Source organism: Kordia sp. (genome assembly GCF_050633145.1).
Classification (GTDB): Bacteria; Bacteroidota; Bacteroidia; order Flavobacteriales; family Flavobacteriaceae; genus Kordia.
On sequence record NZ_JBOEFY010000041.1, the window covers coordinates 95,567 to 108,298 of the forward strand.

The window sequence follows — 12,732 nt, forward strand, 5'->3', positions numbered from 1 at the left end:
TTGTTTTATTCGCAATAAAAGCCTACTAACTTTGTAGATTTATAAATTTTTACATCACTTATGCCGTAAAAATTAACAATTTAACAAAAAAATGTTCAAAATTTTGTACATTTGCAAAACCTAAGAATACCCGATAGAACTCCTAAAAATCTATGATTCAAAAAGAAGAAATTCTCAAACTCCCAATATCATTTAAAAATATTAGACTGATTCGCCTGAATCTACCACAAAAAGAACAATTTGTTTCTGGAATTGGTGTGCGTAATTCACGTGAAGCACTCATTATTGAATGGGAAGATATGAACGGAACTAAAGGCTATGGAGAATGCTCATGCCGCCCTGATCCGTATTATTCTGATGAATTTATTGACGGAGCTATTGCTTTAGTAAACCAATTTATAGTTCCTTTTTTACTACCACAACAAACTTTTGGTGACCTTGTGAAACGACTCGATAAAATTCGCGGTTGGAACTTTACAAAAGCAGCCGTTGAAATGGCCGCTTTACAAGTCATAGAAAAAAATACTGGGAAATCACCATTCCAATTATTACAAAATAAACCATTGGCAGATGTACCTGTCGGGATTTCACTCGGACTCTACACAGAATTAGACCGAATGAAAGAAGTTGTAAAAAACGCATTGGAAACCGGGTACAGACGCTTAAAATTCAAAATATCACCGAACGTACGTATTGACTTTTTTGAGGAAATCAACCCCATGTTGTTCAAAGCAGATACATACGTGAGCTTTGATGCAAATGGTAGTTTTGGCGATGATGATTTTGAAGTCTTCAATTATTTTGCAAATACCTATCAAACCATGATTGAGCAACCGTTTGCTCCTACTCGCTTCGATTTATTATTGAAAGCGAAACAGGAAAATCCGGATGTTTTTATCTGTTATGATGAAGAAATAAAATCGCTTGGAGATGTATTGAAACTGCATCATTTAGGTGTATTAGATGAAGTCAATTTGAAAGTTGGTCGTGTTGGTGGTGTCATGAAAAGTATTGAAATTATTCAGTATTGCGCCAAACATAACATTCCATGTTGGATTGGCGGTATGTTTGAAACGGGTATTGGAAGAACGCTCAATTTACGTATGGCTTCCTATTTACCAAACGCACGTGCACATGATTTAAGTCCTTCAGATCGTTATTTCTTGGAAGATGTCGTTGCGCCAAATGTAGAAATGAATAGCGGTTATGTTTCCATTGAAAGCTTGAAACATTGCCAAGTACAACCTAATTTAGTAGATAAATACACGATTGATCAAAAAACCATAGAAGTTACATGTTAGATTTTTACATACAAAACGCAAAAATTTGCACAGGTCATAAGGAAACTGCCAAAATTGGAAATGTCGGTATCCAAGATGATCGCATTGCATGTATTCACTATCAAGGTGACGATTTTGAAATTCCAGCTGCTAAAAAAATCATTGATGCTTCTGGATTGATCTTAACACCAGGTTTTATTGATCCGCATGCCTCTACAGGTTTTGGATATTTCTTTCCAAATGCTGCCGATCATAAATTATATCAAGGAATTACTACCGAAATATTCGGAAACTGCGGAACATCACCTGCACCAATTGGAGAACATTTGGACAAAACCATGAATCGCTTATCTGGCGAAATTGGCTTTCCGTTTGAATGGCGATCGCTAGAAGAATATTTCGAACAAATACAAGACAAAATACAATTCAACATTGCAACTTTAGTCGGTCATAGTACGCTTCGTGCTGGAAATATGGACGATTGGCACAATTTACAACCAACACAACTCGAAACCATGAAAACGGCATTAGCCGAAGCAATGGATGAAGGTGCTTTGGGAATTTCAACAGGATTGATATATGCGCCAGGTTGTTTTGCCGAAATGGACGAAATTGTTTCATTAGCAAAAGTAACTGCCGAAAAAGGCGGTGTATATGCTTCGCATGTACGTAACGAACGTGACGGATTGGAAGAAGCTGTGGAAGAAGCCTTAACTATTGGTAAGCTAGCTGATATTCGCGTATTAATCAGTCATATAAAAGCGGCTGAGAAAGAAAATTGGGGAAAAATTCCGAAGGTCTTAAAAATGCTTGAGGAATATAATGAAACGAGCAAATTGCAAGCTGCCTGCGATGTATATCCGTATACAGCAGTTTCTACAAAATTGCGCGCATTCATTCCTAAATATATGTTGCAAGACGGAATTGCCGCTGTGGCGGATAAAATGAAAGATGCAACAAATGTGTCCGCTATTGCGGAATGGATTATTCAGAAAGATTATGACATGTCGCGCATGTTAATTATTTCTGATGATTTAAAAAGTTATTACAATAAAAATGTTTCTGAAATTGCTGCCGAACAAGGAATTTCATTGGCACAAGCTGTTGCTGATATTTTAGCGGCAAGTACAGAAACGTGGGTTGTATATCATTGTATTGATCAAAAAGATATTGATACCGCTGTGATGTGGCCAAATGCAATGATTTGTACAGACTCTTGGAGTTATCCAATTAATGCACCAAAAAGTATTGGACAACCGCATCCAAGATCCTACGGAGCATTTACGGAGTTTTTACAACGTTTTGTGATTGATGAACAACTGTTAAGTTGGGAAGAAGCCATTCATAAAGTAACCTATTTGCCTGCGGAGTTTTTTCAACTGAAACACAGAGGTTTAATTGCAAAAGACTATTACGCAGACATCGTTTTATTTGATCCGAGTACGGTGAAAGCAAACGCTACATATTTGTCTCCTAGAGAGTTATCATCAGGAATTGAACATTTATGGGTAAATGGTTCGCATCTCATTCAACACACAAAAATACAAGATGCAACACCCGGAAAAGTATTGACATTGAAAGATTGAAATGCAACAAAAGACTGAAATACGAACAATAAATACAACTGATTATCAAACAGTTGCCAATATATATAATGAATACATCAAGCTGGGCACAGCTTCGATGGAAGAAACGTTGAAAACCGCCGCAGATATTGAAGGTTGGATACAAAAATTTCACGATCGTGAAAAATTATTTGTCTTTACAGAAGATAATGAAGTGATTGGTTGGGGAATTATTAAACGATATAGCGATCGTGAAGGATATCGCTTTGCCTGTGAAACCGCCGTGTATTTTACAGAAACGAAGCTAGGAAAAGGATATGGAACGACAATGAAAAAATACGTGATTGAACAATGCAAACAATTACAATACAAACATTTAGTCGCAAAAGTATTCGCCACAAATACGGCAAGTATTGTATATAATGAAAAATTAGGTTATACTATAGTCGGTCGTCAAAATCAAATTGGTTTTAAAAACAATCAATGGTTAGACATGATTATTATGCAATACATAATAGAATAGTACACTAAGAAATTAAGAATTTAAAAAACGCAAAGGACATGATGTTACAAGAAGAAGTTTTAGCACCAGCTTTAGAAACCTTAAAAACGTTGATACAAGATGCAGTTGACAGTGGAGAAAAAGTCACTGCTTCACTAATTAAGGATTTTGTAGAGCAAGCTCAAATTACACAGAAAGATTTGGAAGCTTATGCCGATTTTGATCACCCAATTGAAGATGGTTACGGACGTAAAATGATTTATGACGCTGGAAAGTTTGAAATTATGGCAATGTCATGGAATCCAGGTGATTATTCTTCTATTCACAATCATGGATATACACAATGGGGCGTTGTACAGGTATTTGGAAATGTACATCATTTCATCTATCAAAATAAAAACAATCAATTGCGTTTTGCGAAGAAAGAAATTTTAACTTCAGGTTCTATTGTAAAGGTCGTAAACGCAATGATTCACCAAATGGGGAATCCATCAACAGATAGATATATGACCTTACATATTTACGGTTCTTGTGAAAAAGCTGGAGATATTACTGCTGATGCAAAGAATTATGAATTGGAACACGATCGTGTAAATCATACAACTGGTGGTGCATTTTTTAACTTACCAGAAGAGCAAATTTATGATTTTGAACCAGGACCAATTCCAACAGATGATGTATTTATTAATTATGCTAAATTGATGATTGATTATTATCACCGCCAAGAGCAAACACCTGAAATTGTAGAGTTAAAAACAAAGTTAATGCAAAAATTACATGAGCGTATTTGCCTTTCGTAATTGCAACAAATAATATTATAAAATCAAAGCCTTACTAGAAATAGTGAGGCTTTTTTAGTTTCATTATCAGCATAAGTTGAAAATCTACGCTAGCGACTTTGTTCAGAAAATTTACCATTGCGTCAAACTGAATCAAGTCAGAATGACGCTTTCTATTTTTTTCAGACAGCTTCTTTTTTTACAACAAACGTAGTATCTTCATCACATAAATAATTACAATCATGAGTCAAAAGCATATTTTCCTATATATCTGTACATTTTTAGTGTGTAATCTCCTTTCTGCCCAACAAAAAACCACACAAAAGAAACCGATTACCATTGGAGAATCTGTAAGATTTCAATCTAAAATACTGAATCAAGAAAGAACGCTTAACATCTACCTTCCAGAAAGTTACTCAAAAGAAACGACCAAAAATTATCCTGTCATTTATTTGTTAGATGGTTCTATGGACGAAGATTTTATTCATATTGTAGGATTGGTACAATTTGGTTCGTTTTCGTGGATTAATATGCTGCCAGAATCTATCGTTGTTGGGATTTCTAATATAGATCGAAAACACGATTTCACCTATCCAACAAATAATAAAAAAGATAAAAAAGACTTTCCTACAACTGGCGGATCGGAGAAATTTATACAATCACTTGAAAAAGAAATACAACCACTTATTACTAAAAATTATAGAATAACAGATTCTAAAACTCTCATTGGGCAATCGCTTGGTGGTTTGGTAGCAACAGAAATTCTATTTAAAAAGCCAGCACTCTTTGATAACTATATTATTGTAAGTCCAAGTTTATGGTGGGATGATGAATCGCTATTAAAGCTTAATCTAGTTCCTTTTAAGCAGCAAAAATCAATATACATTGCTGTTGGAAAAGAAGGACCAACTATGGAACGTGTTGCCAAAGAGTTATATTATAAGTTGAATGTTGAAGGAGAAAAAAGCTATACGTTACATTTTAAGTTTCTTGAAGCGCAAGATCACGGAGACACTTTACATTTGGCAGTGTATAATGCTTTTGAGGTTTTATTTAAACAAAAAAAATAAATACAAAGCTAAGAAACAAAACAGTCTTTTTTTCAGGTAAATTACTCCTCAATTCAATTGCCAACTAGCTGATTTACGCTAGTTAATTCTTATCTTTTTTTACGTAAAACCTATAAAATATGTAAGTAATTACAATAATTTTTATAAATATTTTATTTATTTTAGGCAAGCCATATTGTTAAAACCACTTAGACATTTATTAGAAAAGTGACTAATTATTAACCTAAGTCCTAGCCCATAATGAGTAAAAAAAAACGTTCAAAGAATAAAAATCAAGCAACTACTCCTGCTCCTTCTTCAATGAGTCACAATCCGACAGGAATACCTGGATATGAAATACTTCAATACCAAAAAGGTAAATCAGAAAACATATATTATAAAAAAATAGAATATACATTATCAACAAACTTTGGATTTCAAGACTATGATTCTAAAACACTTCTAACTCCTGTTGTTTCAAGTTTTTTTATCAAAGCAAAAGAAGATGTTTTACGAATTTGCACTACAGCATTTGTAAATCAAACACAGGATATTCTTAGTTTTAGACTATTTTATAATTATACACTAAGTAATATTGGGGAACCACAAATAAGTATATATATATGGTATTATAATATTGATAATTCAGCTACAACTTATAGTGTTAATTCTTTTGACATTTATTTTAAAGGAGAATCTATTGTTAATTTTGATATGTACGGATCGGTAAATATGGGCGAAACTAAGATTGGAGTAAAAAATATAAAAAAAGTACAAGTTTTTCTAATTAATGGAGATCCCGAAACCTCCAGAGGAACTACTACAACAGTACAAACTCACAATTCTTAATCATAAATTATTCTAACCAAAATAATTCTATATTAATTAAAATGGAAACTACGCAAAAAAAGGAATTGAAAAAAATAGCTGAATCTTTAACCACGATAGCAAGTCAATCATCATTAGATCTAAACACTTTAAAGATACTAAACTTAAAATTAGGCGAAATTATAAATTCTTTGAATACAACTAAGATAGAAGTAAACGGAATACCTATCACTACAGAAAAAAAAGCTCCTTCTAATGCATATCTTAAAATCATAAATCGACATGAAGTTCCATCAATATCTGACGTCACAATAAGTAATCGACTTTTAGCACCCATAGCACAGTCATATATTAATACTAATGAGAAGTATGAAGTTGAAAATATACACGTAGAAGCCATCATTTTTATCAAACAAAAACTTAATGTAAAAACTAGTGAAATAAAGCTTAAATATAATATAGGTTTTAATAATTCAGGGCAAGAACAATTAAATATCTATGTATCATTTGAGTCTTCTGAACCTAAAGAACCAACACTTGATGATGAAAGTTTGTACTACTTTTACTATTTAAATATTTATTTTGAAGGAAAGGAAATTATAGGAAAATCAGATACTAACATTTACCAAGTTCCGTCTGAAAATATTAAAACAGTTCAACTTTTTTTAATAAAAGAAGACCCAAGAACTTCTAGAGGCACTGTTACTACTGTACAGACTCATAATTCAGATTCGAGTACAAGTCCAGCTTCTCCTAATCATCTCTCGCTCTCAGTATTTGAATCAATTTTCAAGCAAATGAAACAATGATTACCAAAAAACCTTTTATATATTTTTTTGCATTAGTTTTCACCTCTTATTTATTTGCTCAAAAACAACATGAACAAATATTTATTGATGCTGTTAAAGTGAAAATAGCCGAACACACCTCAAATAAGCATTTTCAAAAAGCTTCTCATTTTTTTATCGAAAAAATTTGGGATTCTACACTCGTACATAGTGCAAAACAACTAAATCTTAATACCAATTTAGAACTTAATAATTATTGTCATTACTATAGAGGCGTTAGTTTCCAATTAAAAAAAATATTTAAAGAAGCCGAAAAAGAATTTGAACAAATTTCAACAGATTTTATTTTTTACCCTTTAGTTAGAATGATTTTAGGTGAAATCGCTTTAGAACGTGAACAATATCAAAAAGCACTTAATTATTTTAAAGAAATAGAGAATATAAAAGATATAGATAAGTTTGGTATTGTGGCTAGTATTATTGAAGATAATATAGGAGTATGCTACATCCATTTAGAAAAGTATGACAAAGCTGAAGTGTATTTACTCAAAAGACTTCAGGTTCAGGGAATTGAAAAAGACACAATGCAATTGATAGGGATTTATGGCAATATTGCCAATTCCTATTATAATCAGTACAAAGACAACAAAGCTATTCCCTATTTTGAAAAAGCACACACTCTTTCAAAAGCTCTCAAAGTTAAAAGTGTAAGAAGTTTTAGTTTAAAGAGTGAAGCAGCAAGAAACATGTCTATCGTAGAAGAAAACAGAAAAGACTTCGCCAAAGCTTTAGCATATCGGAAAGAGTTTGAGAAATGGACTGATTCGTTAAATAACCAGAATAAGATTTGGGAAACTGCACAACGTGAGAAACAAGACGCTATTAAAGAAAAGCAAAAGGAAGTCATCGTTTTAGAAGCAGATAATAAAACCAAAATTGCCGAACGGAACGGTTTTATTTACTCTTCTATTATTTTATTGATTTTACTAGGAACAGGAACCTATTTTTATCGTGAAAAGGTAAAATCCAACAAAACAATTGCTACACAGAAAGAAACACTAAATGAACTGAATGCAACCAAAGACTACCTATTTTCGGTCGTTTCACACGATTTGCGATCGCCAGTAAATGCCTTGCGGAAACAACACAAAAAGTTAAAAAATCAAATTGCAAAGAATGATTTAGATAGTCTTGAAAAAACCATTGACACTTCAACAACTATTTCTGAAAGTATGTATGGTTTATTGAATAACGTATTGCATTGGTCGCTGGAGCAAAGTAATCAATTATTATTTCGACAGGAAAAACTGGCATTGAAACCAATTATTGAACATGTTGTGTATGATTTTGAAAATTTAGCATCCGCGAAAGCGATTTCTTTAGAAACAACTCTAGATTCAACTATTGCGGCGAATTTTGATAGAGAGTCACTAAAAATTGTACTTAGAAACTTATTAGACAATGCTGTGAAATATACAGATGAATATGGAAAAATTCATATTCAAACAACAGCTACAGCACACGAATCTATTATTGAAGTAACTGATACTGGGAAAGGGTTTTCATCTGCACAAATTGAAAAGATAAACGACCTGACTACTATTACAATGGAAAAAATTGATCGTTCTAAAGGTGTTGGACTTGGGTTGCTGTTATGTGTTACACTGATTAAAAAGAATAAAGGCGTGTTCAGCATTGAACAGAATAATCCGAAAGGTTCAATCATAAAAATTACACTTCCCAAAACTTAATTCACATGGAAAATTTACATATTTTATTGTTAGAAGATCATCAAGAAGAAGCCGATGACTTACTGTCAATTCTTGAAGCGAATGACTATACCGTAACACATGTGACAGACAAACAAGATGCCTATCAACAATTGAAAAATCAGGCATTTGACATGATGATTTTAGACATTATGATTCATGGAAAACCAGAAGGAATCGATTTTGCACAACGCTTGGATTATGAAAGAATTGTCATTCCGTTTTTATTTTTAACGAGTATTCAAAGTAGAGCTGTTTTTGAAAAAGCCAAATATACCAAACCGTTTTCATATCTCTTGAAGCCTTTCAACCCAATGGAACTTTTGTATACCATTGAATTGGCAATTGAAAGCTATCACGGGCAAGAAAACACGCTAAGTACAGCAGTTACAAATGCAGTAATTGCACCTGAATTTTTGTTTATAAAGAAGCTACGGAAAGTTGTAAAAGTAAACGTAAGTACGATCAACTATATCGAAGTGAATGAAAAGTATTGCAGTTTGATTTGCGATGAAGGTAATTACCTCATTAAGCTTTCTTTATCTAAAATAAAAGAGGTTTTAGCCAATCCAGATTTTAAACAAACACATCGCAATTATTTAGTCAATATTAAAAAAATAAAGGAACTCTATATAGAAGACAACTTAATTATTTTAGGAGCCAACCATAGAGTTCCTTTTAGTGAACGTTATAAAGCTGCGTTTTTAAAAGATGGTTTGTTTTTTAGATAAATTGATTTTCTATTGTTGATTAATTTCAAACCATCCTGTCCAAGGTCCATTCACGGTTTGGTAGCATATATAATATTTATCATCATTGGTATAAGCTACAACTTGAATTTTTCCATTCAAATTTGATGCAACACTAATTCTATTGACACCTGATAACGTTCCGTTAGCCCCTGAAAGTTCTACACCTTGCGACCACGCTGTTTTATTATTCGGATTCAGTTGCCATGTATGATAAACTTTATTGTCCTCTGTATAAAATGCTTCAACTCTTCCATCTGTATTTGTTGCTATTACGAAATTCTCCATAATTATAAATTTTAATTCGTTGCTCCTACTCTATTTTAAAGGATTTTCAGATTCCGCCTTTATAATCAAACAGAATACTTGTAGCTACTCAATCGAATATATTTGTTTGATTACTTTTCAAAATTGCAGAAATAATCACCTAAATTGTAGATAGAATCTCTAAGTGTAAGATATTAAAGCATGAGTGTAGTATACATGGGTTTAAGTGATACATGAAGTTTTTAAATCAGTTTTAATTTAAATACAGTTCTTTTAAATCTCCAAAAAACACATCCAAATCATCAATAGTATTTTCAAAATGGTATGAATCGCTTTTTTGCCATAAAAACAAGCCTTTTTCTTGCCAAGTAGTTGGCAATTCAGGAAAATCATCTTGTGTCCATGAAGCTAAATAAAGTCTATAGTTTGCAAATTCTTTGTTATGCAAATAATAATTCGCAAAAGCAGTATCTACATAAATAATAGGGCTTCGAGTAGTTTTTGCAGTTACATATTGTAAAAACAATACTAAATCGCGTTGTAAAGTTGTTTTAGATATTTCTTCTCCATTCAAACCTAATTCTTCTATATCTACGATTGGAGCTATGTCATGATCTTCTAATTCCCCAATTACGTTTAAAAAATATTTTGCTTGTAGTATAGGCGGTACTTCAGCATCGTAAAAATGATATGCACCACGAATGATTCCTTTTTCCTTGAGCTGCTTCCAATTGCTTGCGAAATCTGGATCTGTATAATAATTGCCTTGCGTAGCCTTACAAATCACAAAATGCAAGCTATCTCTTGTATTCAATAAGGAAACGATGTCTCCGTTATAGTCTGATATATCTAAACCATACTGAATGTTTTTACCGCTATAATCTTTAGAAGTTGTAGTTTGGAAATTTAATGCTACAGGTTTTATTTCTGCCAATTCTTTTGTTTCAGTATCTATTTGTGGATTATGATTGATTATGTGGATAGATAAAAATATAATAAGTCCAAGAACAAGTATAAGTGCTGCTAAAGTAAGCGCTACTAATAGTCGATGTTTCTTTTTAACGATACTAATTATTTCTTTTTTTATTGTATCTGTTATATTTTTCTTTTCTTCTGGAAGTATCGCTTTAGTTGTATTTTTTGCTTGAGGGACAAGTATATCCTGAATTTCTTCTACTTTAGAAGGTGTTACTGTAGGCTTTATTTCTTGGTTGATTAGCTTTTTGAAATACTCACATGTTTCATCACTGAGAAATGTTCCTTGGTATGCAACTTTTCCGTGTGCATCTTTAATAACCATAGGATCATTCGTATAATAGCCTTTTGAAAATACTATTTTTTGATCTTCTACACGATCAATCCCTAGGACGTTACTAAATATAATAATGTCCTGATCTACTTTTTCCCATATCTCAGTAAACGCAATTTCTTCATTCATATTCATTTCAAAGACTTCATTCATAAACTCCTGAAATACATCTGCATTTACATATGGTTTTGATGCGTACTCTTTAGGAATATACAAGATAGCTTGATTGAATTCTACATGAAAAAGCAGCACTATTAATTGCTTATTTTGCCTAAAATATTCTTCCAAAAATACTTTAAATGATAATTTTTCATTTTTACGAAATAATTCATTGAGACAGTTAGATATACTTTCTTTATCCATGATTAATCTTTTTTAAGTTAACAGCTTACATACAAAAAAGGTTGCTTTATCTTATAGATACTCTATTTTGAAGTGAGTATAAATCTTCACTTAACAACACTTTATTTATCAGTAGTAAAATTCCATAACTTATTGATAATGAATACAAGAGTTTTCCCTCACTTTTAAAGTTGGAGGAATTCTCTGATAGAAAAATTACTTTACTTTCAGAGATTTGTATAACAAAACTAAAACACCAACCACACAAGAAAGTTGTGAGCATTCAATCTCATTATAAGTATTGTATAATCATTATTAGAAATTATGGCAGATAACTCTACAGTAAACGGACAAGTAACAGATGCGGTAACGCAAACCAATGTTACCGTACTTGGCGAATCGCCAGCACAGGCGTTGAGCAATTTATATCAAATAGCAACACACGCAAATGGCATGGCAATGCAAAATTCAGTTTCCAATCAGCAGAATTTGAATCAATTGAATGCAGTAATTGTAGCAGATGCTATTAAAATGTTGAAATAATCATTAAAAAACCGAACAGATGGCCAATCAAGAAAATATAACCAAAGGAATGTCGCAAACACAAAACGCTATTGAGTTTATCAATAAAAGTGTGTTAAAACCAGATGTAACACCTATGAAAGGAACTGCGGCTCCAATGATAGATCAAGCTACGGGAATGATGGTACAAGATTTACAATCTTTTTTAAAAGGTTTTGAACAAGTTGGACTTATAGCTTTGGCGCGACTTGCCAATAATATTTTAACCTACGGAACGTATTTTGGTCCAAAACCATCCGATGGTACCAATATGGAAGTTGGTAAAGATGCTATTACAACCAATTTACATTTAACTCCAGATCCAAATGCTGAGAAGTTAGGGTCTGACGCAATGAAAGGCTTATTTTCTATGGTTGGTGAATATGGTAAGATGAAAGCTGAAATTAGCTCTGCAGTTAAGTCTTTAAGTAATGAAATTTCAAAAGTCGAAAAGGATATTTCTGACATTGCAGCTGTAGTTGAAGATGTTTCTACTGTTAAAAATGATATAGATAACTCCGAAAAAAAAGATTCAAATGATAAACCAAATTGGTTTTCTTAAAAGAAATAATAGCTAGTTACTATGAAAAATTTAGCACAATCACATCAAAAAGAATCAACATATAATTCATTTGAAGAGCTCTCAGAAATAGTTCATAAAAATGAAGAAGAAATTATTGTAGACATTAAAAATAAGGCTTTAAAAGCTACACTTACAGCATTGCAACCTTTGTTGGATAAACTTGAAGAAGCTTCTAAACAACAAGCAATAGAATCAAGTAAAAATCAAAATCCAGTATTGAGCTATGAAAATCAACTAGAAAGGATGCAGGCAACTGCCCTTGAGAAGATGAAAATCCAAGAACAACGAATTGAAGCAAGAATGAAAACATTGCACAATAGAATGTCAAAACATCAATAAATAACACAACATCAAAACTCAG

At 32.3% G+C, this 12,732-nt stretch carries 14 protein-coding genes; 12 read left to right on the plus strand and 2 right to left on the minus strand.

Translation table 11 applies throughout. The features are described from left to right. Positions 1-152: 152 nt before the first annotated feature. The 9 genes from menC (at position 153) to ACRBBL_RS19450 (ending at position 9,291) form a co-directional block, all read left to right on the plus strand. Positions 153-1,301: an o-succinylbenzoate synthase gene (gene menC, locus ACRBBL_RS19410; protein ID WP_431370744.1), complete on the plus strand. Its 1,149-nt coding sequence runs from the start codon at positions 153-155 to the stop codon at positions 1,299-1,301. After that, positions 1,295-2,866 (plus strand): N-acyl-D-amino-acid deacylase family protein, encoded by a 1,572-nt coding sequence (locus tag ACRBBL_RS19415; protein ID WP_431370745.1) that lies wholly within the window; start codon positions 1,295-1,297, stop codon positions 2,864-2,866. Before menC ends, ACRBBL_RS19415 begins: the two co-directional genes overlap by 7 nt. A 1-nt stretch (position 2,867) precedes the next feature. Continuing rightward, positions 2,868-3,368 carry an N-acetyltransferase family protein gene (locus ACRBBL_RS19420; protein WP_431370746.1) on the plus strand — a complete coding sequence of 167 codons (501 nt, stop codon included), beginning with the start codon at positions 2,868-2,870 and terminating at the stop codon, positions 3,366-3,368. A gap of 38 nt (positions 3,369-3,406) precedes the next feature. After that, positions 3,407-4,147, plus strand: coding sequence for a hypothetical protein (locus tag ACRBBL_RS19425; protein WP_431370747.1), 741 nt, complete (start codon positions 3,407-3,409; stop codon positions 4,145-4,147). Between the two features lie 221 nt (positions 4,148-4,368). After that, a complete protein-coding gene (locus ACRBBL_RS19430) occupies positions 4,369-5,196 on the plus strand; it encodes an alpha/beta hydrolase (RefSeq protein ID WP_431370748.1) in 828 nt (275 codons plus the stop codon). A 240-nt stretch (positions 5,197-5,436) separates the two neighbouring features. Continuing rightward, entirely contained in the window at positions 5,437-6,024 is a 588-nt protein-coding gene (locus ACRBBL_RS19435; protein ID WP_431370749.1) for a hypothetical protein, read from the plus strand. A gap of 41 nt (positions 6,025-6,065) precedes the next feature. Beyond that, a complete protein-coding gene (locus ACRBBL_RS19440; protein WP_431370750.1) occupies positions 6,066-6,812 on the plus strand; it encodes a hypothetical protein in 747 nt (248 codons plus the stop codon). Continuing rightward, on the plus strand, positions 6,809-8,542 hold the full coding sequence (locus tag ACRBBL_RS19445; RefSeq protein WP_431370751.1) for an ATP-binding protein: 1,734 nt from the start codon (positions 6,809-6,811) through the stop codon (positions 8,540-8,542). The genes ACRBBL_RS19440 and ACRBBL_RS19445 overlap by 4 nt, the downstream gene beginning before the upstream one ends. Before the next feature lie 5 nt (positions 8,543-8,547). Then, positions 8,548-9,291, plus strand: coding sequence for a LytR/AlgR family response regulator transcription factor (locus ACRBBL_RS19450; protein WP_431370752.1), 744 nt, complete (start codon positions 8,548-8,550; stop codon positions 9,289-9,291). A gap of 9 nt (positions 9,292-9,300) precedes the next feature. Here ACRBBL_RS19450 and ACRBBL_RS19455 read toward each other — a convergent pair whose 3' ends face one another. Next, complete coding sequence (locus tag ACRBBL_RS19455; RefSeq protein WP_431370753.1) at positions 9,301-9,597, minus strand: hypothetical protein; 297 nt, start codon at positions 9,595-9,597, stop codon at positions 9,301-9,303. Between the two features lie 232 nt (positions 9,598-9,829). Next, positions 9,830-11,248, minus strand: a complete 1,419-nt coding sequence (locus ACRBBL_RS19460) for a glycoside hydrolase family 25 protein (RefSeq protein ID WP_431370754.1) — start codon at positions 11,246-11,248, stop codon at positions 9,830-9,832. Positions 11,249-11,551: 303 nt separating this feature from the next. On the opposite strand from ACRBBL_RS19460, the gene ACRBBL_RS19465 reads away from it, so the two are divergent. The 3 genes from ACRBBL_RS19465 to ACRBBL_RS19475 are packed head-to-tail and all read left to right on the plus strand — an operon-like array spanning position 11,552 to position 12,710. Further along, entirely contained in the window at positions 11,552-11,770 is a 219-nt protein-coding gene (locus tag ACRBBL_RS19465; protein ID WP_431370755.1) for a RebB family R body protein, read from the plus strand. Between the two features lie 19 nt (positions 11,771-11,789). After that, the gene (locus ACRBBL_RS19470; protein ID WP_431370756.1) at positions 11,790-12,350 is read left to right on the plus strand and encodes a hypothetical protein; all 561 of its coding nucleotides are present in this window, start codon (positions 11,790-11,792) and stop codon (positions 12,348-12,350) included. A 21-nt stretch (positions 12,351-12,371) separates the two neighbouring features. Further along, positions 12,372-12,710 (plus strand): hypothetical protein, encoded by a 339-nt coding sequence (locus ACRBBL_RS19475; protein ID WP_431370757.1) that lies wholly within the window; start codon positions 12,372-12,374, stop codon positions 12,708-12,710. Positions 12,711-12,732 lie beyond the last annotated feature (22 nt).

What these genes read in the sequence shown, in the direction of transcription:
- ACRBBL_RS19470 (WP_431370756.1), top strand. Translation starts at nt 11,790, where the DNA reads ATGGCCAATCAAGAAAATATAACCAAAGGAATGTCGCAAACACAAAAC.
- ACRBBL_RS19465 (WP_431370755.1), top strand. Translation starts at nt 11,552, where the DNA reads ATGGCAGATAACTCTACAGTAAACGGACAAGTAACAGATGCGGTAACG.
- menC (WP_431370744.1), top strand. Translation starts at nt 153, where the DNA reads ATGATTCAAAAAGAAGAAATTCTCAAACTCCCAATATCATTTAAAAAT.
- ACRBBL_RS19475 (WP_431370757.1), top strand. Translation starts at nt 12,372, where the DNA reads ATGAAAAATTTAGCACAATCACATCAAAAAGAATCAACATATAATTCA.
- ACRBBL_RS19425 (WP_431370747.1), top strand. Translation starts at nt 3,407, where the DNA reads ATGATGTTACAAGAAGAAGTTTTAGCACCAGCTTTAGAAACCTTAAAA.
- ACRBBL_RS19435 (WP_431370749.1), top strand. Translation starts at nt 5,437, where the DNA reads ATGAGTAAAAAAAAACGTTCAAAGAATAAAAATCAAGCAACTACTCCT.
- ACRBBL_RS19440 (WP_431370750.1), top strand. Translation starts at nt 6,066, where the DNA reads ATGGAAACTACGCAAAAAAAGGAATTGAAAAAAATAGCTGAATCTTTA.
- ACRBBL_RS19430 (WP_431370748.1), top strand. Translation starts at nt 4,369, where the DNA reads ATGAGTCAAAAGCATATTTTCCTATATATCTGTACATTTTTAGTGTGT.
- ACRBBL_RS19415 (WP_431370745.1), top strand. Translation starts at nt 1,295, where the DNA reads ATGTTAGATTTTTACATACAAAACGCAAAAATTTGCACAGGTCATAAG.
- ACRBBL_RS19450 (WP_431370752.1), top strand. Translation starts at nt 8,548, where the DNA reads ATGGAAAATTTACATATTTTATTGTTAGAAGATCATCAAGAAGAAGCC.
- ACRBBL_RS19445 (WP_431370751.1), top strand. Translation starts at nt 6,809, where the DNA reads ATGATTACCAAAAAACCTTTTATATATTTTTTTGCATTAGTTTTCACC.
- ACRBBL_RS19455 (WP_431370753.1), bottom strand. Translation starts at nt 9,597, where the DNA reads ATGGAGAATTTCGTAATAGCAACAAATACAGATGGAAGAGTTGAAGCA.
- ACRBBL_RS19420 (WP_431370746.1), top strand. Translation starts at nt 2,868, where the DNA reads ATGCAACAAAAGACTGAAATACGAACAATAAATACAACTGATTATCAA.
- ACRBBL_RS19460 (WP_431370754.1), bottom strand. Translation starts at nt 11,248, where the DNA reads ATGGATAAAGAAAGTATATCTAACTGTCTCAATGAATTATTTCGTAAA.